The organism is Nitrospiraceae bacterium (genome assembly GCA_020632595.1).
Classification (GTDB): Bacteria; Nitrospirota; Nitrospiria; order Nitrospirales; family UBA8639; genus Nitrospira_E.
On record JACKFF010000003.1, the window covers coordinates 174,473 to 195,021 of the forward strand.

The 20,549-nt window shown below is 48.2% G+C and carries 18 protein-coding genes and 2 tRNA genes; 15 read left to right on the forward strand and 5 right to left on the reverse strand.

The window, feature by feature from the left end:
• Window positions 1-313 precede the first annotated feature (313 nt).
• Window positions 314-529, forward strand: a complete 216-nt coding sequence (locus H6750_08240; GenBank protein ID MCB9774302.1) for a hypothetical protein — start codon at window positions 314-316, stop codon at window positions 527-529.
• A 122-nt stretch (window positions 530-651) separates the two neighbouring features.
• Here H6750_08240 and H6750_08245 read toward each other — a convergent pair whose 3' ends face one another.
• Together H6750_08245 and H6750_08250 are read right to left on the reverse strand one after the other, a co-directional pair.
• Window positions 652-1,371 carry an SDR family oxidoreductase gene (locus tag H6750_08245; GenBank protein MCB9774303.1) on the reverse strand — a complete coding sequence of 240 codons (720 nt, stop codon included), beginning with the start codon at window positions 1,369-1,371 and terminating at the stop codon, window positions 652-654.
• Window positions 1,372-1,410: 39 nt separating this feature from the next.
• Window positions 1,411-1,701, reverse strand: coding sequence for a hypothetical protein (locus H6750_08250; GenBank protein MCB9774304.1), 291 nt, complete (start codon window positions 1,699-1,701; stop codon window positions 1,411-1,413).
• 320 nt (window positions 1,702-2,021) lie between these two features.
• On the opposite strand from H6750_08250, the gene H6750_08255 reads away from it, so the two are divergent.
• Together H6750_08255 and sthA are read left to right on the forward strand one after the other, a co-directional pair.
• Window positions 2,022-2,897, forward strand: a complete 876-nt coding sequence (locus H6750_08255) for an HDOD domain-containing protein (GenBank protein MCB9774305.1) — start codon at window positions 2,022-2,024, stop codon at window positions 2,895-2,897.
• Window positions 2,894-4,288 carry a Si-specific NAD(P)(+) transhydrogenase gene (gene sthA, locus H6750_08260; GenBank protein ID MCB9774306.1) on the forward strand — a complete coding sequence of 465 codons (1,395 nt, stop codon included), beginning with the start codon at window positions 2,894-2,896 and terminating at the stop codon, window positions 4,286-4,288. The genes H6750_08255 and sthA overlap by 4 nt, the downstream gene beginning before the upstream one ends.
• Window positions 4,289-4,448: 160 nt before the next feature.
• Here sthA and H6750_08265 read toward each other — a convergent pair whose 3' ends face one another.
• Both H6750_08265 and H6750_08270 read right to left on the reverse strand, forming a co-directional pair.
• A complete protein-coding gene (locus H6750_08265; GenBank protein ID MCB9774307.1) occupies window positions 4,449-5,021 on the reverse strand; it encodes an acyloxyacyl hydrolase in 573 nt (190 codons plus the stop codon).
• Between the two features lie 452 nt (window positions 5,022-5,473).
• On the reverse strand, window positions 5,474-6,034 hold the full coding sequence (locus H6750_08270; protein ID MCB9774308.1) for a hypothetical protein: 561 nt from the start codon (window positions 6,032-6,034) through the stop codon (window positions 5,474-5,476).
• Between the two features lie 705 nt (window positions 6,035-6,739).
• Here H6750_08270 and H6750_08275 point away from each other — a divergent pair.
• The 3 genes from H6750_08275 to H6750_08285 all read left to right on the forward strand — a co-directional run bounded on the left by H6750_08275 (window position 6,740) and on the right by H6750_08285 (window position 11,218).
• Entirely contained in the window at window positions 6,740-7,084 is a 345-nt protein-coding gene (locus tag H6750_08275; protein ID MCB9774309.1) for a 4a-hydroxytetrahydrobiopterin dehydratase, read from the forward strand.
• Between the two features lie 8 nt (window positions 7,085-7,092).
• Window positions 7,093-9,042 carry a RiPP maturation radical SAM protein 1 gene (locus H6750_08280; protein ID MCB9774310.1) on the forward strand — a complete coding sequence of 650 codons (1,950 nt, stop codon included), beginning with the start codon at window positions 7,093-7,095 and terminating at the stop codon, window positions 9,040-9,042.
• Window positions 9,043-9,253: 211 nt separating this feature from the next.
• A complete protein-coding gene (locus H6750_08285) occupies window positions 9,254-11,218 on the forward strand; it encodes a LysM peptidoglycan-binding domain-containing protein (protein MCB9774311.1) in 1,965 nt (654 codons plus the stop codon).
• 33 nt (window positions 11,219-11,251) lie between these two features.
• On the opposite strand, the gene H6750_08290 is transcribed toward H6750_08285, so the two are convergent.
• A complete protein-coding gene (locus tag H6750_08290) occupies window positions 11,252-12,061 on the reverse strand; it encodes a tetratricopeptide repeat protein (protein MCB9774312.1) in 810 nt (269 codons plus the stop codon).
• A gap of 184 nt (window positions 12,062-12,245) precedes the next feature.
• On the opposite strand from H6750_08290, the gene H6750_08295 reads away from it, so the two are divergent.
• The 9 genes from H6750_08295 to ybgF all read left to right on the forward strand — a co-directional run bounded on the left by H6750_08295 (window position 12,246) and on the right by ybgF (window position 20,503).
• Window positions 12,246-12,321: transfer RNA gene (locus H6750_08295), tRNA-Val, on the forward strand.
• A gap of 119 nt (window positions 12,322-12,440) precedes the next feature.
• Window positions 12,441-12,519, forward strand: a tRNA-Asp gene (locus H6750_08300).
• A gap of 391 nt (window positions 12,520-12,910) precedes the next feature.
• Window positions 12,911-13,324 carry a MotA/TolQ/ExbB proton channel family protein gene (locus tag H6750_08305; GenBank protein MCB9774313.1) on the forward strand — a complete coding sequence of 138 codons (414 nt, stop codon included), beginning with the start codon at window positions 12,911-12,913 and terminating at the stop codon, window positions 13,322-13,324.
• Window positions 13,321-13,761: a biopolymer transporter ExbD gene (locus H6750_08310; GenBank protein ID MCB9774314.1), complete on the forward strand. Its 441-nt coding sequence runs from the start codon at window positions 13,321-13,323 to the stop codon at window positions 13,759-13,761. The genes H6750_08305 and H6750_08310 overlap by 4 nt, the downstream gene beginning before the upstream one ends.
• A 131-nt stretch (window positions 13,762-13,892) precedes the next feature.
• Window positions 13,893-15,275, forward strand: coding sequence for a TonB C-terminal domain-containing protein (locus tag H6750_08315; GenBank protein MCB9774315.1), 1,383 nt, complete (start codon window positions 13,893-13,895; stop codon window positions 15,273-15,275).
• Window positions 15,276-15,293: 18 nt separating this feature from the next.
• Window positions 15,294-16,652 carry a Tol-Pal system beta propeller repeat protein TolB gene (gene tolB, locus H6750_08320; protein ID MCB9774316.1) on the forward strand — a complete coding sequence of 453 codons (1,359 nt, stop codon included), beginning with the start codon at window positions 15,294-15,296 and terminating at the stop codon, window positions 16,650-16,652.
• Window positions 16,653-16,696: 44 nt separating this feature from the next.
• Window positions 16,697-17,650 carry an OmpA family protein gene (locus H6750_08325; protein MCB9774317.1) on the forward strand — a complete coding sequence of 318 codons (954 nt, stop codon included), beginning with the start codon at window positions 16,697-16,699 and terminating at the stop codon, window positions 17,648-17,650.
• 52 nt (window positions 17,651-17,702) lie between these two features.
• A complete protein-coding gene (locus tag H6750_08330; GenBank protein MCB9774318.1) occupies window positions 17,703-19,439 on the forward strand; it encodes a hypothetical protein in 1,737 nt (578 codons plus the stop codon).
• Window positions 19,440-19,597: 158 nt separating this feature from the next.
• The gene (ybgF, locus tag H6750_08335) at window positions 19,598-20,503 is read left to right on the forward strand and encodes a tol-pal system protein YbgF (GenBank protein ID MCB9774319.1); all 906 of its coding nucleotides are present in this window, start codon (window positions 19,598-19,600) and stop codon (window positions 20,501-20,503) included.
• Window positions 20,504-20,549 lie beyond the last annotated feature (46 nt).

The following is a 20,549-nucleotide window of genomic DNA, read 5'->3' on the forward strand; positions in this document are numbered from 1 at the left end:
ATGGGAATTTCAAAAGAATCTCCTGGCCTATGACCATTCAAGTAATTGTTTTATAATTGTTTTTTGTGAATTTTTTAATTTATTCCTGGAAGTCATTTTCCTTTTGGTGAAATTATTAGAAATTCTTCATAAATTCACCAGGCAGAACGGTTACATTTCATCAACAAAAACAATGTGTTATGCGAATGAGTTTCCACTAATTCAGGGAATGATTTTTGCTCACTAAGGCGGTCCTGTGGGTAGTTAGAATTATTCTCCCAGGATGATCTAGGGAGAGCGTGGTTAACCTTTATTAATTTTGGAGGGCTGAATCATGGTTAAATTATTCACTGCTTTATTGACCTTACTTGTTGCCTTGTCCTTTGGCGGAATGACCTTCGCCGGGTCCTTGGCTGACAATTCGTCCATTCAGAACACCTTTCCCTTGGGCTCAGATGGGGATAAGGATGACCATGGCGATAAAGGTGACGACAAGAAGATGGACGACAAAAAAGACGATGAAAAGGATGGAGAAAAAGGCGAGAAGTAGTTTTTTGCCTGGTCTACATAAATTTTCTTTCAGTCTGATTGAAGAACGACCTTCCAGGGCTTATCCCGGAAGGTCGTTTTTTATGGAACATGTTTTCTCAAATCAACCCTAACCAACGTTCTTTACCAATCAGCCCCCAGCCGATCCAAAACAACCTGATGCACAACCGTATGGTATCCCAATGTCGCCAAAAATATGGCGGTTTCGGCCACATCATAGGGATTGATCTTTTCACTGTTGAGGATTTCTTCAGGCGTCGCATCCACCAATTCATCGGCCACACCACCCGGGCAGATCGCACTCACTTTGATATGAAAGGCACGCCCTTCATCGGCCAGCGACTTGGTCAAGGCCATAATGCCATGCTTTGAAGCGCTGTAAGTGCCTGTTCCTGCCCAGGCCTGAACGCCGGCGACACTGGAGATGTTGATGATAAGCCCGCCTCCCTGCTTTTTCATGTGTTGAAACCCGGCTCGACAACAGAAAAAGGTCCCCCGCAAATTGGTGCCCACCACCTCATCAAACATTTTTGTAGATGTGTCAGCCACCCGTCCTCCTCCAACCACGCCAGCATTATTAACAAGAATATCAAGGCGCCCAAAGCGCCTCATGGTCTCCTGCATGAGCGCCTCGACTTGTTCTTCCTGCGAAATATCCGTTTGTTGAGCATGCGCGATTCCGCCACCCTCTTGTATCTGCGCCACAGTCTTTTGACATAGATCGAATCGCCTGGCGGCCACCACCACCCTTGCTCCCTCTTCTCCGAATCGAAGGGCAATGGCCTTTCCAATCCCGCTGCTGCTTCCCGTGACGACCGCGATTTTCCCTTCTAACCGTTTCATAGGTCTCTCCTTCTTTAGGCCGCTCCTCCCCATACTGTTTCAGCCCCTTTCGCCGGACCAAGCCTTCGATTGACTGTAGACCACCTCGTCAGTAAAGGCCAACCATGATGAACCATACCCGGGATTGTTGAAAAAAGCCGCCAGCGGCGTTTTCGCCATTTTTCCGTGTTCGCGTAGTGGAAGTACGCTCTGCGCGCAAAAATGACTGCGGCCTTGCTGGACGGACCCTTCGGGAAGACTCAGGGCATGCTTTTTGAACCGCCCCGAGGCCTCTAATATACAACGTGCCTGTGGGGTAATATGCCCTTGGAAATTGGTTTCATTCAACATTTCCTACCCCGACGGTGAGAATGAGATCTCATTCAGGTCTCGACAGACATACGGAAACCTCCTTGAGAGAATGGCCTTCATTTCAGAGAAGTCTTTTAGCTGAAAGACTTGGTCGCAACCCCACCATAAGCGGAAAGGGATGAGAGAGGACTTCTTCGGCCAACAAAGAGGGCCGTTATTCCTGTCGCTCATTGGCCAGCCCCCGACACGGTAAGCCGGAGACCCTCCTCACCCGGTTCCCTTTTTCATTTTTTAAACCCGATACCCGGCCTAACTAGAGAATTCTCAAGGTTGTTTTTCGAAAACCGACAAGTTGAGACATGGCTCTCTCTACGATCACGCCCCTTGCACAAGAAGAAAGGGAAACCCTCCGTTCCTTCCTCGCCGGTCAATTGGAACGAGGCAATCTGGATCTCCCTCTTCTGCCCGTGGTGGCCAATCGGGTTCTTCTGCTTTCAAATGATCCGGATGCGGACGCCTCAAAGCTGTCTTCATTGATTCAACAAGACCAGGCCCTTGCGGGACAAATCCTCCGCATTGCCAATTCCCCTTCCTATGCGACGCGCACACCGATCGTCTCGCTGCAACAAGCCATTACATGGTTGGGGTTGACGATGTTGGCCGGGTTAGCATTTTCGGTGTCGGTACAAAGCGGCGTATTTCAAACGACCGGCTATGAAAAAGAAGTACGGAACCTCTGGCGGCACGCCTTAGCGACGGGGCTTTTCGGAAAGGAAATCGCCAGACGAATGCGTCATAATGTGGAAAACGCCTTTTTGTGCGGGCTTCTGCATACCATCGGAAAACCCGCCATTCTACATCTGCTCTCCCAATCCCCAGACAAATCACCGGAACCGGTTCCCTGGACTACGGTTGAATCTCTCTTTGAAGAGTTTCACGTCATGGCAGGCTCTAAATTGGCGGCCGTCTGGCAACTGCCCGATCCGGTTCAGGAAACAATCCGCTACTACCAGGACGACCACTACCACCAAGGACTTTCCCCCACAAAGGGAGCCATGATCACCTGCCTTGCTCATCATTTAGCCTCTCTCATGCTTGGAAATTCAACACATGACGAAGATACCCTGCTCACACTTCCCATCGTACAGGATCTGAATTTTTACCCTGAAGACATGACGGCCCTTCTGGAATTGCGGAAACCCATCAAGGCAAGCGTGGAGTGTTTTTTGCCATGACATCACCGACCCGATTTGATCTCATTGTGATCGGAAGCGGCCCGGCAGGACAAAAAGCCGCCATTCAAGGCGCCAAAGCAGGAAAGCAGGTGGCCCTCATCGAGCAAACCCGGGAGGTGGGAGGGGCATGCGTCTATCAGGGCACCATTCCCAGCAAAACGTTACGGGAAAGCGCCCTCCAAATGGTGCGATTTCTCCAGGCAACTGAAGTCTTTGAATTCCGCATGCGCGACGATGTCAAAATCACCAGCCTGATGACCCGCTTGGACCGGGTCGTGCGCGCGCATGGGAAGTTCATGAGGGACCAACTCACCCGAAATGGTATCCACTGCTTTCATGGTCGCGCGGGCTTTACGACCGACCATGAAATACGAATCCAAAAAATTGATGGCACGGCCGCCCTTATCACCGCGCCGATTATCATCATCGCCACCGGCTCGCGCCCACGCGTCCCTGAGAATATTCCCATCGACCATGAACATATTCTGGATAGCGACTCCGTTCTCTCCCTGGTGTATTTGCCGAAATCCCTGACCGTGTTGGGAGGTGGCGTCATCGCAAGTGAATACGCCTCAATTTTTACCTTGCTGGGAGTGCAGGTCACCATGGTGGATACGGCGGACCGCCCGCTCAAATTCTTGGATCAAGAACTCACCGATGAATTTTGTGAAGCGTTTGAGAAAACCGGGGGGCACTATCGGGGTGAACAAAAAATCGCCACAGTCCAGTGGGACGGATGCTCTAAGGTGACCACCATTTTAGCAAACGGTGAAACGCTGGAAAGTGAAAAGGTGCTGGTAGCTCTCGGTCGAGTGTCCAATCTGGAACATTTAAACTTACAAGCCACGGGCATCCACCCGACGACTCGTGGGCTCATTCCGGTCAATACCCACTGCCAAACGACGGTTCCCCATATCTATGCTGTCGGTGACGTCATTGGCCCCCCGTCACTGGCATCCTGCTCCATGGAACAGGGGCGACGTGCCGTCTGTCATGCCTTGGGCCTCAACCCCGGCGGCGCTCCGGAGCATATACCCATGGGAATCTATACCATCCCTGAAATGTCGAGCGTGGGATTAAGCGAGCAGGAAGCCACGGCCAAGTATGGGGGTGCGACAGTGGGAAGAGCGAGGTTTCATGAAATTGCACGAGGACAGATTTCCGGCATGACCAATGGATTGCTTAAAATGGTCGCCGACTCAACAGGCGAGCACCTGTTAGGTATTCATATCGTCGGGGAAGGAGCAACCGAACTGATTCATATTGGGCAAATGGGATTGCTTCACCGTATGCCTATCGACCGATTCATTGATAACATCTTCAACTTCCCGACTCTCGCCGAAACCTATCGGGTCGCCGCACTCGATATCGCCAAACAACGTCAGCACTAAACAGCAGGCTTCTCATATTCGGATATTATTTTTCCAGCGTAGAAGCCGTCATCAGTGTGATGATGAATCATTCGGCCATTGAAAGAAAAACACGATGAGGCGGGACGACCTTAACGGCGGAGCGCTACCTCCATGATGGCAGGAATCCTCTCAAATACCTTCAGAACCGATAGCTGAGCTCAATCATGTGCAGATCCACTCCGCGATTATTACTCCCGTATATTGCGGCATCTGACATATGATGGAATCGATACCCGACAGATACGTTCCAGGGAAGATGATAGGTAAGGCCACCATGCCCAATAATTTGAACGGGCCCTCCTATATCCTGGCGACCATACTTCTCCTGGCTCAGATACGCCGCACCGCCACCAATATCGAATGTGAGTCTCCAGCTTGCCTTTGAAAAGGCAATTCCAGGACTGAGCTCCCCGATAAACCCGGAGTCTCCGGCCGCTCTCAACGTCCCTGCGGCAAGATTCAGCCTAAAACGGATATCCCATCCAGAAGAAAAGTCCCAACTCCAAGGAGTCCCGACAACCGCAAACACATCGTATTGCTCAAAATCTTCTTTTTCGGTGGGCGGGATGCCAATCGTTTCAGAATTGGCCCCTCCCCGTATCCCGACAGAGAGTAATTCAGTCTCTTTTGTGTGGGCTAGGCCCGAAAAGATTACCGAAAGCCACACTGTCATCACCAGGATACCGGCTATCGTCACTGGGAATTTTGACACAATTTTGCTTCTCTCCACAGTTGGTCCTTTTGTTGAGTTGTGACAATGGCCAATCACTCCACCATTTGACAATAAACCGCATGCCTTCTGACTTGAGTAGTGCATGGTCTCTTCCCTTCACACTTCGCCACTTGTGGCCATAGCAACGGCTTTCACGGTTTTTCCACACGTGAAATTTCTCTCTGCTCGTAGCCGAAATCTATGAGAAAAAATTACAAGAAGGGATTAAGAAAAGAATGCCAAGGGTGCGATGAGAGGGCAAACACTGACGGGAATATATCATATTCTCATGTGCCTGTCGTCCCCTTGTATTTTTTTTGGGGGGCAGCAATCATACCCTATAAACTTTCCGTTTCTTTTGAGGCTGTCCATCCAGAATATGAATGTGGTTGCATATTCCCTTTTCTTTAAAAGCCTACCAGGTCTTCTTCACTCTGACAAAAATTTTCGGGTTAGCCAATGCCAGGGGCTAGATCTTCATCAAGCCGCTCTTTTTGAGCCTCTTTATAGGCTTTCTCGGCATCCTCTAGTGCCGTGGATTGTTGAATTTCCAGGACCTCTTTGGGAGTGAGATATTTTAATGCCGTCGCTCCAAGCACCTTTTGCTCAGTAGTGCCCTTTAATTGAATATGAATCAAGGCATCTGCCCCCATACGCTGCGCCTTCTTCACAAGGGCAAAATGGAGTTCATCCCAATTGACCTTCGATTTATCAGAAGATTGTTGTACCTCTATCTCATCCAACGTTTCATAGGGAACAATAGGGATTTCATCAAGTATTTCAACAACTTTATTGAGGTAAGCATGGTCCTCAGAGGGAGGGACATCTTCAGCAGCGGGTTCCGGCCGTGGAAAGCGGGCCACCTCCACATCAAAATCTTTCAATCGCATGGCGGCCAAGGCCGCCTCGTGTGGATTGCTGCTCTCTGACAACCGTTTGAGTTTCTCCACCCGTGCAAGGGCTTCTTGCAGACTCATTCTCGCCCCAGGTTTTCGCAAAGCATTCACCGGCATTGCACAACTCCATGATCGTATAGCATAGACCTTCCAAGGCTCATTTCAAAAAGGAAGGAAATCGCTTACAAGGCGGCTTTAAAGTATGCCCAATAGCAGATGGGTCTAAGCTTTTGGGGTATTTTTCTACCTGTCTAGGATTCAGATTGTCAAATGATCTTTTGGCAAGGAAAGATAGGCTCCAAAGGCTGTCACCCTAGGGCCTTCTCGTCCAAAGCTGGTCATCCAATCATGGCGAGGAAATGGGGGCGCTGGCCTGAAGCCACCAAAGACCTTGATCGCCATCGATTGATCAGCAACCATGTTCTTCTGAATACAATAGAAATTGGCTTTTTCTTTGCCTATGGAAACCAATGTGGATTGAGCACCGGTCCCCTGAAAACTTCTATGAGGGTCACTATATTATGGAGTGGTCAACCGGATCAGCCCAAATCACCTCACACCCTAAACAGATACCCCATTTTGTATATTGGCTTATTCCAACTTCCGCTCTGTAATTGTGCACCGAACTTGGTGATGTCTATAATTAGTGGCTTGACCATGGGTATGGGATGACCTCCTCACGATTGCCCCTGGAGTTTCCCATATCATTCCTATCATTCATAAGAAAGAAATGGGAAGAAAGCCGGTAATCCCCGGTACAAGTCGAGAGCAGGGTGAAAAAGGCAATCCACCAGAAATCTTCAGAATGTAAGGAGGAAGCATATGAGTCTAGCCGATAATACATGCGTACCTTGTCGTGGGGGCGTACCTCCCTTGGAACCTCAAAAAATTCAGGATCTGCTTGGTCAATTAGAAAAAGGATGGGTGCTCAATGCTCAAGGTCATATTGAGAAAACCTATTCTTTTGACAACTTTGCAGATGCCTTGGCTTTTACTAATCGAGTAGGGAATGTGGCGGAACTTGAGGGCCATCACCCTGATATATATTTGGCCTGGGGCAAATGCAAGGTGGAAATTTGGACTCACAAGATTCAAGGCCTCACCGAAAGCGATTTTTATTTAGCCGCCAAGGCCGATCGCGCCTTTCACCTTCCTCCTTCCGATTGAAGTCTCCTATGGCCACTGTCCCGATTTTGATTCACCCGGTCGCTTCAGAAACAAAACGAACCCAGACTGCGGTCTCTCAGGGCACCACCGATTTCCGATCTTTCGGAACGAAGGTTGCTCTGGTAACCATGCCGTTTAGTTATTCGAAATTTCCCTCGATCCAATTAGGGACCCTCTCCTCCTTACTAAAAGCGCAAGGGATTGGTACCCAAACCTATCATTTCAATCTCCAATTCGCCCATAAAATCGGGGTGCCATTATATGAAATTTTATGCGAAAAACGTGGGCTATTTGGCGAATGGCTGTTCTCAGCACTCCTGTTTCGGAACAATCCGAAACACAGGGAATATCCTATTGTGTTTAAACCGATTTTTGAAGACACGGCTCGGGAAGCCGGCTGTTCGATCAGTCATTTAGAAGAGATAGCCCGGTCGATCGCTCCTCAATTTTTAACCTGGTGCCTGACCTCAGTGGATTGGAGTCAATTCGAAGTGGTGGGCTTCACCTCCACGTTCGATCAAAATGTGGCCAGCTTGAGTCTGGCCAAATTGATCAAGGACGTATATCCCGATGTTCGGATTGTTTTTGGGGGGGCAAATTTCGACGGAGAAATGGGACTGGAACATTTTCGGGCATTTCCCTGGATTGATTACGTCGTGATCGGAGAAGGTGAACAAACCTTTCCTCCATTGGTTCAACGCATCCTCCTGAACGATGAAACGGATATTCCTCCGGGAGTGGCCTTTCGACGGGAAGGACAGATCAACTTTACCCCTCAGGAAACCTTATTCACCAAGTTTTCAGAAACGCCCCCACCCGATTACGACGATTATTTTGCAGAACTCCAGGAATTAGCCAAGCAGGGATCCACTGGATTGAACCGGATTCTCCTCTATGAAGGATCTCGCGGTTGCTGGTGGGGAGAAAAACATCATTGCACCTTTTGCGGATTAAATGCTCAAGCGATGGAATTCCGCGCAAAAAATCCTGCTCAGGTCGCATCAGAATTAGACTATCTTTCCAGCCGCTACGACACCACCCGTTTTCGCTTGGTCGATAATATTATTGATATGAAATATGTGGACGGTGTTTTCGGGCAACTGGCCCAAGAACACGTGGACCTTGACGTGTTTATGGAGACGAAAAGCAATCTCAATAAACGACAAATTCAGACACTGGCAAAGGGTGGGGTTAAATGCATGCAACCGGGCATCGAAAGCTTGAGTCCGGCACAACTAAAAGAAATGGATAAGGGTGTTAGCCCGCTTCAAAACATTGAATGCTTAAAATGGAGCCGATATTACAATATTGACCTCTCCTGGAATATTTTATTGGGCTTTCCACAGGAAACAGATACCGATTACCAACAACAAATCGAACTCATTCCCTCATTGATCCACCTGCAACCTCCGGAATCCACGGCCAAACTCTGGCTGGAACGGTTTAGTCCTTATTTTAAATGGCCCGAACGCTATGGGATTCGCCGAACAGGACCGGGGTTAGCCTATGCCTATGTGTATGACGAACGGCAGGTTGATCTCAACAAGATCGCTTATGATTTTGAGTACACAATCGATTGGAAAGTCGATCCACATCTCTATAAGGAACTTGTCAGACTTGTTGAAGAGTGGAAACAGCGATATCACTCTTCCAATCGGCCCTTTCTCTTCTTTGCAAAAGCCTTAAGCTATCTCACCGTTTACGATGGGCGAGGCTCAACTCCGACGAGCGAACGTTTTGAAGGACCCCATGCCTTCATATTAGAATTTTGCAATGAGCAACCCAAGTCCGTCGAACAGATTCGTAAAGCCTTGCAGGGTTGCTCCTTTCCAGGATCGAAGGAAGACGTGGTCGTGCCCATCACGGATATCCTCACGACATTGCAGGGGAAAAGACTATTGCATGAGGAAAGGGGCCGGTATTTTACTCTCGCCCTGCCGGTCAACCCTCATCGTTGACATTTTTGCCTAATAAGCGGAAAAAAAACACCGCTCTCATTCACTGGGCCACCATATTTTTTCTTCTTTTCATACACTTATTTTTTGGTGCATTTCGTGCAGGATTTCTACCCATGGGCAAATGTCAAAAATTCATGAATATGTTTGACAATTTTTCCTTACGAGGGTAGCCTATCAAGTTATGCATAGATTTGCCGAAAAATCTTATAAAATGAGCCACTTAGATAAAACATTACAAGATCAACGCTCCTTCCTGACTCCGCGGGCTACAGGTCTTGCCCGCAACTTACTGCTTGGTTTCAGTGTGACTTTGATCACCTTAGCTCTCGGCCCTCAACCAACCCTCGGTGAAAACTCTATTTTACCTCCAAATGATTCCCCCGAGACTCTTACCTTCAATTATGCAATTGCGAATAGCCACTCTCGCCCAGCGACCTCGATTGAGGCTCAAACGTTTGAGACAAGCACCACCACCAACCATAACAATCAACAATCGTCTATTCTCATAGATCAAACCGGGGGGAAAACACCAAACACGCCGGGGTTATCTACCGAAGATAACCCGAGTCCGTCTTCTGCAGAAACCCTAGCTCAAACCCCTGAACACCAGATTCAATCATCGGATGCTGGAAAACCTGTTGTTCCCTTATCCGTTGATGTCGCTCAGGAATCTAACGCTACCCAAGACCAGCGGATTTTTTTGTCTGACGAGAACAAGTTTGAAGCCCTCGACACTCAAACACAATTTTCAACTAACTCCTCTACGAAATTACGCTTTTACCCTGCTGACTCATCTGAGCAACGGTCGCAAGTTGCCCTAGCCCGATTTGCCAAAGTTTTCGATCAAACCTGGGAAGCACCCCAGCAGAGAAAACCTGGGGCATATGGCAGCATTCCCCTTGTCTTGAACGATTCTGTAGAAAAAAATCTTGAATATTTTCAGTATGGCATTCATGAACGATTTCAATCGTATCTTGACCGCTTTCATCATTACCAAGATCTTGTGGAACCCGTTTTTCGTGAACTGGGTCTCCCGCCGGAACTCATGTATCTTTCACTCGTTGAAAGCGGGTTCAACCCACGAGCTTTTTCTCGATCCCGTGCTTCCGGCCCCTGGCAATTTATGAAAGGGACGGGTCGTGTGTATGGCCTCGATGTCGACTGGTATTTGGATGAACGGCGGGATCCAATTAAATCCACAGTTGCTGCGGCTCATCATCTTCGTGATTTATATGACCAATTTGGCTCATGGCCTCTGGCCCTTGGGGCGTATAATGCAGGAAGCGGAAAGATTTCGCGAGCCATCAAAAAAACGGGCACCCGTGACTTTTGGAAGATTCGACGGTCACGTTACATAAGACGGGAAACTAAAGACTATGTGCCTCGCTTTATTGCGGCGACCCTTATTGCCAAAAATCCCACGGCCTATGGATTCACAACTCCAGACGGTGAGCGCCATGAATTTGAAGAAGTCCTGATTACAAAACGCGTGCATCTTTCCGCCGTCACCCAACAAACAGGGATTCCGGTCGAGGAACTTCAACGGCTAAACCCTGAACTTCGACGCAGTATCGTACCCAATCTTACGGCTCCTGGTTATTATCTCAAGGTACCCCTTGGAATGGCCTCGCTTGTTGAGGAACTCCATCCGACACTCGCTGTCTGGACCCAACCTCCCCCGCCACCAACCGAATGGCATACGGTCAGACGAGGAGAAAGTTTATCGGTTGTAGCCAAACGATATAGGATGAAAGTGAGTCAACTGAAAGAAATGAATAACTTGCGGAGCAATATAATACGAGTCGGAACCAAACTCCGGGTTCGTGGAGAGGCTGGTGACGAGGATACTGACACTGAAATCACCTGGTACCGCGTTCGATCAGGGGATTCCCTGGGAAGCATTGCCACTCGATTTAGACAATCAGTTAATTCACTGATGAGACTGAACAATCTCTCCAGCCATATCATTCATCCAGGAGATCGGTTACGCGTAAAAGGGGAGCCTTCCGTCAGCCCTTCGGGCAAAAACAACTCTAAATGGTATAAGGTCAGACGGGGAGATAGTTTATGGACGATTGCTCAACAATTTAGTATGAGCGTGAACGATTTGCGAGCACTGAACAATCTCTCTTCCAGCATTATCCAGGCTGGCCGCATGTTAATGGTGAGCCAATAACCTACCTGATCAGGTTAGGCGACTGGACCCATTCTATTTCCCTTCTTCTTTATCCTGAACCTGTGGAGTTTCAGGACTGCCCTTCTCAATTTCACCCTGACCATTTGTTTCAGATGAAGGAGAATCTTTGGCGTCTTCGGGCGCTAATACCTTTATCCGGAGAGCGGCTTCAGAGGCAAACGGAGATAAAGGAAATTCCTGGATAACCTTTTTATATTGCTCCACTGCTTCAGTAATATTTTCATCCGCCTCTGCAATCTTCGCCAGCTCAAAAACTACCTGGTCTTTATTTAACGCATGTGGATTGGCCAACACTGCGTCAAAAGCTTTAAGCGCGGCCTCTCGATTGCCATTAAGTAAATAGGCAAACCCCAATCGTTGCTGGACTAATCCGAGAAGGATCTGATTTTGCCCATATTCCTTGACCCATGAAGTATATACATCTATAGCGCCTTGGTAATTTTTCTCCTCAATCAAACTATTTCCCAATAAAAATGAGGAAACTCCCGCGCTAGGCGTACCTGGGTATTGATTAAGAATGTCTTTGAACATGCCTGAAGCCTTTTGAATATTCTCTTGGCCCTTTTTGACATCATCCAGAGGACGATCCAAATAGACCGTTTGCGCCTGGCCTTCTAATTCCCAGGCATGCTCTTGGTTATTTTGATTGAGCCAACTCAATGTCACAATCGCCACAATCACGGCCAAACCAAGAAAAATCCCGCCCCATACCAAAGCTCGGTTCTCTTCGACAAAGAACAAAAACCGTTCTTTACTAGACAAAAACTGAGCTTGCTCCACCATTGGAGGTTTATTGCTAAGGTCTTTAATTTTATATCCCATAATTATTTTTCCCTCTCGTCACTAGGACGACCACATATTTTTTCGGGCAATACGCATTGATCAAGGCGTGATGCCTTATACCCACGTGCCCTTATCATGTCAAACTGTATTCCACACTATTCCATTTAAGTTGACAAGACCTAACTCACTGTTATAATAGAATAATTGTAGTATTTTTATTTTTAGGCGGATAGCTCAGCTGGCAGAGCGCTGCCTTTACACGGCAGATGTCGCAGGTTCGATCCCTGTTCCGCCTACCAAATATATTTTTTTGGCTTATGGTCTTCTTGATCTGATATATTACCGAATTCTTCATCGACTCCATTTCCTCTTTTGAATGAATGTGTGGGCTACTTGCCCAAGATCAAAAAAATTTTTCGGGGCCGTCGTTCAGCTAGGTTTAGGACGCCAGATTGTCAATCTGGAGGTCGCGGGTTCAAATCCCGTCGGCCCCGCCATACCTCATCTCCCAGTGGTTTATTTCTGTATCACTTATCCCCTGTTTAGATTCTGACCAGCCTAGAGGAGGTCGAAACACAATCTATGACCTTTGCTGCCAATCCTTCTGAGTTTTTTGGATCTTTGGGACTGCTATCCATTGTCATTCTTTTCATCCTGTCAATTTTTTCCGTGATTTCATGGGGAATCATCGTGAACAGATTCAGGCGATTTAATCGCATTCGACAAGAGGAATCACAATTTCTACAATTGTATGAACAAAATCCCATCGACCAGCACACCTTAAGAAGCCAGGCTCAAGCATTAGCTTATAGCCCAAGCTCAGCGGTTTATTTGGGCATTACGGACCGCTTGCCAGAATCCTCCGATCTTTTTACCTCGAGACCTCCCATGGAGGCAAAACACACAGAGCGCTCCCCTAATCGACAGTATTTGGAAAAGGTCGCTCAATACATCATCCAGAACCAAATCGGCCAACAGGAAGCCTATTTGCCTTTTTTGGCAACCACAGGAAATCTGACTCCATTTATTGGTCTCCTCGGAACCGTCTTGGGCATCATCAATGCCTTCCATGAAATCGGTCTTCAAGGTTCAGCAAGCATTGCCGCAGTTGCTCCTGGCGTCTCTGAAGCACTTGTGGCTACTGCAGCCGGGCTATTTGCCGCAATTCCTGCTGTGATGGCGTACAACTATTTTCTCTCTAGAATTCGAAAGATGGCCTTCAGAGTTGAGGCCTTTACAATTGAATTTCTCAATACGATAGAAGAAGCGGAAAAAGCCTTTGAGGTAGAAGTAACCCGATGAACATTGGATCAAAGCCTCGGCAATTTCTCTCTGAAATCAATGTCATTCCTCTCGTCGATGTCGTCTTGGTTCTCCTGGTGATTTTCATGGTTACCGCCCCGATGCTACATCGGGGCTTAGACATTAACCTCCCGACGACAACGGCCAATAATATAAAAGCCGAAGAACGACTGATTGTGACCATTCAGCGGGATCACACCTTATCCCTCGGTAACGAGACAATTAGTTTGGTCAATTTACGAACTAAACTTCAAGAAGCCAAAACCTTAAATCCCTTGATTTCAGTGTATCTGCGAGCAGACCAAACGGTTCCCTATGGAACCGTTGTGCAGGTCATGGATGAGGTCAAAGGGGCCAAAATTGAACGTCTCGGAATGATTACCGGCCCGAAGATTGAAACACTAATCGAGGACGAGACCATCGGGATTTCCCGCTAAGCGTTTGACCAATGGGACATGCTGAATCCCCAAGTCTAATTTCCCTTGGGCTCGCTACTGACGTTTCTCAAGAAGACGCCTCATTTCGCTGGGGACTCGCCACTTCAGGGCTTTTTCATGCTGTTTTTATCATGATGGCCCTCTTCCTACGATTTCAATCGACAGTTGAGGAACCTCTCCGAGCCATTGATGTAACTCTTATCTCTGTACCGGAAGCCCAAGCTCCGGCTCCGGCTCCGGCTCCAACCCAAAAAAAATCTTCTCCTCCGGCGCCATCTCAACAAAAATCCCAACCAACAAAAGCAGAACCAACAAAGACGCAACCAATAGAAGCCCCCCTTCCGCCCTTGCCGGTTCCAAAAGCATCCGAGCGATTATCGGAATTCTTGGAAGGGGCCGTTGGCTCAATCGTGATGCCCCACAAACAAGAAATGGCTTCTCCAACGCCACCTCCCCCAGTCAACGAACAACCTCCCTTGAATGATCAGTCACCGTTATTGGAAAACCTTCGAATGCCTCCTATTGCTCCAAAAATTTCGCGCCCGGAACGTTTACAACTTTCACAACCCTTAGTCATTCCCAAACCTGCTCCAGCTCCAGCGCCATCTCCTAAAGAGGCTGCGCCCCTAACAACAGTTCCTCCCGATCCTCAAGGCTCGGAATCACAACCCCAGCTTCCTAAAATTGAACCAACAGTCAAACTAGCTCCGGTGCTACCGGAACTGAATTCGGTGACCCCATTTAGGGCATCGAGAAAAGAAATAAAACCCAACGACGCTTCTCCATCGAATAATATTGAGGAATCTCTCAAACGATCCATCCCAACAGTTCCAGTACCCGCGCCAACTCCAAAAATCAAAAAACAGCCAAAAGCCTTTGTCCCAAAACAGGAAAAACCTTTCGTCCCTGAAGTCTCCCCTCCTCAATTGGCCCCAATCTCTCCTTCCCCACCACTGGAAAAAACTCCCCAACGCGAAAAAATCTCCGATATGATGAAGCAATTACTGGAAGAAGCTAGAGTCCCGAGTTTACAATCGTCTCCACCGCCACCCCCCTCTCCACAACCATTGCCCTCTTCTTCCACATCAACCCAGCCGGTCCAGTCGGAAATTGATCAACAAATTGCAAAGTTATCTATTCCCACTGTCACACCCGTCGAATCAATCAAGGAACGACTCCAACGACTCGAGGTGCAGCCTAACTCAAAACCAGGCCAAACTTCGTCTCCGGCTTCCCCTGGAAAAAACCAATATTTGGCGATGGTCGAGGACAGAATAGACCACGAGTGGAGAGCCCTTCCACTCGTAGCAAACCCTCCGGTTGTGGTCCTCAAATTCCGTATTTCCCGATTGGGGGAAATTTCTAATATTCATATCGATGAAAGCTCAGGAAACGGGAACTACGACTCCGCAGCCAAACGGGCGGTAACTGCCGTGAACCCATTACCGCCTTTTCCACCAGACATTTCAGATCCATTCTTCGAAGTACGATTTCGATTCATTAAAAAAGATTAGAAGGACACCAGCTTTATTATGAAGAAAGCACTCAATCCTTTGTATGCCATTCTGGCTCTTTTTGCCTTTTCTGTCATTTCGGTATCACCGGCCTTTCTTCATGGGGAGGAAGCGGACCTTAAAGCCACACGTTCAGAGTTTCAAAAAATCCCGATTTGGGTAATGGGATTCTCGCCCGTTCAACGAGATACCAACCTTTCAGAGGACCTCGAGACTCAAGTCGCATCGGTCCTAAAAGCGGACCTTAAACGCTCACAAATATTTTCGATTGCTGAATTACCTCCTGCCAAAGGGGAATTTTCTGACAACAAATGCATGAGTCTTTCTTCAAATTTGGCTCCGCACTTCCAAAAGGTGACAGTCTCTACCTGGGGAAGAATAGGTATAGGAGGGACATCGAGCGGAGTCCAGGGACTCATCCTCGATGCCTGCGCATTTGATCCCGGACAACAGGATGTGTTGACAGGGAAACGCTACTTTTCCCTTAAAACGACAGAAACCCTCACTCGCTTAATGGCTCACCGGTGGGCAGACGAACTGGTTTATCGGTATACCGGCGAGCAGGGCATTGCCAGAACCAAAATTGCATTTGTAGGTCAAAAGGACAATGGGCGGGAGCTTTTCGTCATGGATTACGATGGTTATAATCCGCAACAGGTTACCGCTGATGGGTATTTAAACCTCATGCCTACCTGGGCCCCGGACCGGAAATCACTTGTTTACACCGCGTATCGTGACCGAAAACAACTGATTATAAAAAGGGAGCTGGCTACCGGTCGGGAGGAAGTCTTGGTCTCGCCAGCCAGTCTGAACATCACCGCCACCTTTGCTCCTAATGGAAAATCTCTCGCCTATTCCGCGGCCCAAGATGGCAACTCGGATATTTATCAGATAGAATTGGACAGTAGAAGCGTGAAGCAGTTAACCTCCCATAATAGCGCAGATCTGTCCCCGTCATGGTCGCCCGACGGGCGGCATCTGGCCTTCACCTCAGATCGGGGAGGCCGCCCCCAAATTTACATCATGGATGCCGATGGCTTGAACGCCCGTCGATTAACCTTTGATGGAGACTACAACGCGGCGCCAGCTTGGTCTCCAAAAGGAGATTGGATTGTTTATGTGTGTCGGATACCAAACGAGGGATTTAAATTATGCCGCATCAGTCCAAATGGGGAACAACGGAAACAAATCACCAACGGGCAAAGTATTGATGACTCGCCTTCCTGGGCTCCAAATGGACGCCATATTGTCTTCAGTTCGATTCGAAGAGGAGAGAGTCAATTGTACATCATTACTAGCGAGGGAGCAGGGTTGGAGAAAATTTCCTTGGCAGGCGAACATCTCAGCTCTCCCTCCTGGTCACCGTTTCAACCATAATTAACGAGACAACAACCGTGATAGTCCAAAAAAGGAGTCGTTCCATGCGCCCAGTCATTCATATGATTTCACTACTTGGCATTCTCAGTCTTTCACTCCTCAGTATTTCAGGATGTGGAGAAAAACGGATTCACGTCTCCACCGCTTCCGGCTCCCCAGGTGAAGAAACCGGGTCATCCGCATCAGGCACCGACACGGCAGGGTTAACAGGAACCTCCCTTGATGAATCCCCCCTGCCAGGGCAAGGCACTTCCAACGATGAACTTCGGGCAGAGGCGGTTCAACCACCCGCTGCAAAGGACGATCCCAATTTTGGTTACGACCCCAACCACATGGATGAATCGTTTAAGCAGAATCTCCAAGCTGGTGTTCCTTCTGGGAAAAACTCCGAAATTGAAAAAGACAGTGCCAGCTCATCGAGCCCGTTTAACGAGGGAAATGACATCTCGACTCAATCCAGTTCTTCAAGTATGAACGGCTCACCTCACGACCAAATAGGAACGTCCCCTTATACCTCCCAGGCGGAATTCCAAAATGATCTTTCGAATTTGCCAAAGGACGTGGAACCAATTCCTGAGACGTTTCAAGTAGCGAAAGCTGAACCATCAGAAATCATTCGGGAGCAGTTGGATAAAATTCAGGAGGAAGAATTGGCCACCGTATCCGCCGGCTTAGAGGATGTATTTTTTCATTTTGATAGTTGGTCTCTCACCGCAGAAGCCAAGGATTCCCTCGAACGAGATATGGCGTGGCTCACCAACGATCCCTCCTCGCTGTTAATAATTGAAGGACATGCGGACCAGCGTGGAACACAGGCCTATAATATGGTGCTCGGAAAAAAACGAGCCATGGCTGTTCGGGATTTCCTTTCTCAATTGGGGGTCGATCCCTCGCGATTGACCGTCATTTCCTATGGCAAAGACAAGCCCTTTTGCCAGGACACGACAGAAGTGTGCTACCAATTGAACCGACGGGGACATTTGCTTGTGCAAAATTAACCATTCCTTTCAATCGACCAGTTTTCGAAAAACATGGAGGGATAATTCCAGAGTGAACAGAGGGCTGACCTTGCAACATATTTCAAAACTTTGGCCATCGCCTTTTTCTCTTAATTGGCTAGTGGTCTGTGGCGTCTGTAGTTTATTGGGTGCGGGTTGTGTAGCTCAACAGGCCGATCTTGCCCGAATTCAAAAGGACTTAGAACAACAAATCGCCAAGATCAAAGAGGAGAAAAAGACCCTTGGCGTGCAAGTTGAGGAAACCAAAGCCCAACTCATCAAGATGAATGAGGAAGCGCAAAAAACACGGGGCAATCTGGCTTCTATTAATCAAAAAGCCACACTCCTCCAAGAAAAGGATGTGGCGAGTCTATATGGAAAACTTGAAGAAACTGAAAAAAGTATTCAGGATCTCAATAAGGATTTTACGAATCAGACAGGCGCTTTAAAATCTGAGGTCCAATCGATTCAAACAACCATTCAAACACATGGAGAAGATCTCCAAACGATAAAAACCCACAACACAAACCTCGCCCAACAGGTGGATGAAAACAATTCAGCGTTGACCACAAACATGGGCGAATTTCAGAATTCGCTCACCCAATTCAAGGAAACGCTGACCAGCCTCGGAGCGAGAATTGGACAGGTCCAAACAGATTTGTCAACACAGCGGCAAGACCTGGGAACCGTGCAATCCCGCACGGAAGAACTGCCTAGGGTGTTTAACACCAGACTTGAAGAGCAATCAAAGCAACTCACTCAGCTGGAAAATCAGGTCACCACCCTGCAAGAGAAACTTACCGCCGATACCCAAGCCCTTCGTTCCTATCTGGAACAAGACGTGAAAGGATCTATGGCGGGGTTGGTTGCTGATATTGACGCCCGCCAAGGCCCAATCTTAGCGCAGATTGATTCCTTACAAAAAGATATGGAAGCCCTGGGAACGCACGTGCAAGCGGATGCCTCTCACGTGCAGGATCTATCCCAATCAGTTCTTAAGCTTCGCGAAGCTCAGGAAGTCATGGGAAGTTTACTCGGGAAACGCGGAGATGAAATTATTCAACAAGCGGGACGAATTTCGGAACGCATGAATATGATTGAATCACACCAAACCGCACTGACCGAACAACTCCAATCCAATACCCAAAAAACGTCAGCCCATCTAGCCGAGGTCCATGCCAGCCTCACCTCCATTACTCAAGCCCTTGACCAAGCCAGGCAATCACTCTCCAGTCGCCTGGCCAAACAAGAAGAGGCAGGACAAACACTGAATCAGTCGGTTCAACAAATTCAACAGTTGAAGCGAGACGTCCAGGACCAAAAGCAACAAGCACAGGCGGTCAGCCAGGTTGCCGATCAACTCAACCAGACGGTCGAGCGCATTGGCTCACGATTAAAAGATCTGGAGACTCATCAATCTGGGCTGGTGGGGAAAATTGACTCTGACACCCAGATGACCAATACCCATCTCCAGGAAGTCAACAGCGGAATTCAATCGGTCGCCCAAGCATTGGAAAATGTCAGTACGAAGTTGAATGCTCGCATTGAAAGCCAGGAACAGCGGCTGAATCGAGCCATGACCTCTTTCCAGCAGGTCCAGGGAACCGCTGATACCTCGCAAAACAATCTGACTCACCTCAACCAGTTAACAGAAACGGTCAATAAGTTGCGCGATGTGATTAATACCATTGGGACCAAATTAGGCGAGCGGGTGGACCAGCATGAAGATCGTCTAGGCCAATTGGCCCAGAGAGTCAATCGCTTGCAAAGCCCCAAACCGCAAAAATAGGGTACATCATCATTTAATATTCTCAAAGAAAGGCCGACTATACTTATATACTGTGAAAGACCCCTTTGTCTAAACTCCCTGGCAATTGATAAGATATGGGGCGGAGGGTAGCTGCCCCCCTCATTTCAAATACTATTTGTTGCCGAAGCCGGAATTTCATGACTTTAAAATTTTCCAATATGGCCGTCTTTATTGGGTTAGCCCTCACGGGCGGATGGGGTTGCGCAACAGAACCCAATTTGACTGACATCCAAAAACAAGTCCAGACTCTTATCATCCAACAGGAAGCATCCCACAAGCAGGAACAACAAATTCTGGACCGCCTGGAGACGGTTGAATCGCAATTAGACGAACACGATTTCTTAGTAGGAGAACTCATCAAAACAGAGGAAGAAGCCAGTCTGGACACGCGACACCTCCTAGAGAAGCTCGAACGGACCAGCGCTCTGCTCCGAGAACAAATCGAACAAACCCGCTCCACCACCCAACGCCGGGATCAGGACCTATCCATTCGGGTAAAAGCTCTGGAAAGCCGAATAGACAATGTGATCCATCAACCTCGATCTGTATCGGAATCCCCTGACGGCACGACTCCCAACCCCACAAACCCCTCTTCCGACCCGAAAGCGACCCAGACAGGAATCCCCGCATCACCGAATTCCTCTGGAGAAAGCGCAGGAGCGGAAAACGAGGCATCGGCCTTTCGGTCAGCCTACAAAGTGTACCTTAACGGAAATTATGACCGGGCCTCGGTGGAATTCCAACGATTTGTCACAAATTATCCTTCCACCACCCTAACTCCCCAGGCCTATTATTATCTTGGGGAATCGTTCTACGTGCAAAAACAGTATGACCCGGCCAAGCAAGCTTTAGAACAAGTCATCAGCCGCTATCCAAGCAGCAAATATCGAAGTCACGCTTTGTACAAGCTCGGACAGATTATGCTGGAAATCGACCAACGATCAAAAGCCCAGGAACTGTGGAACTCCATCATCCAAGATTACCCGGACTCACCAGAATCCACCCAAGCGAAGGAACAATTAAAAAAATCTGGGCTGTCTTGATTCTCTGCAAGTCTTCGCATTCTATTGTTCACCCTGATCACCCCGT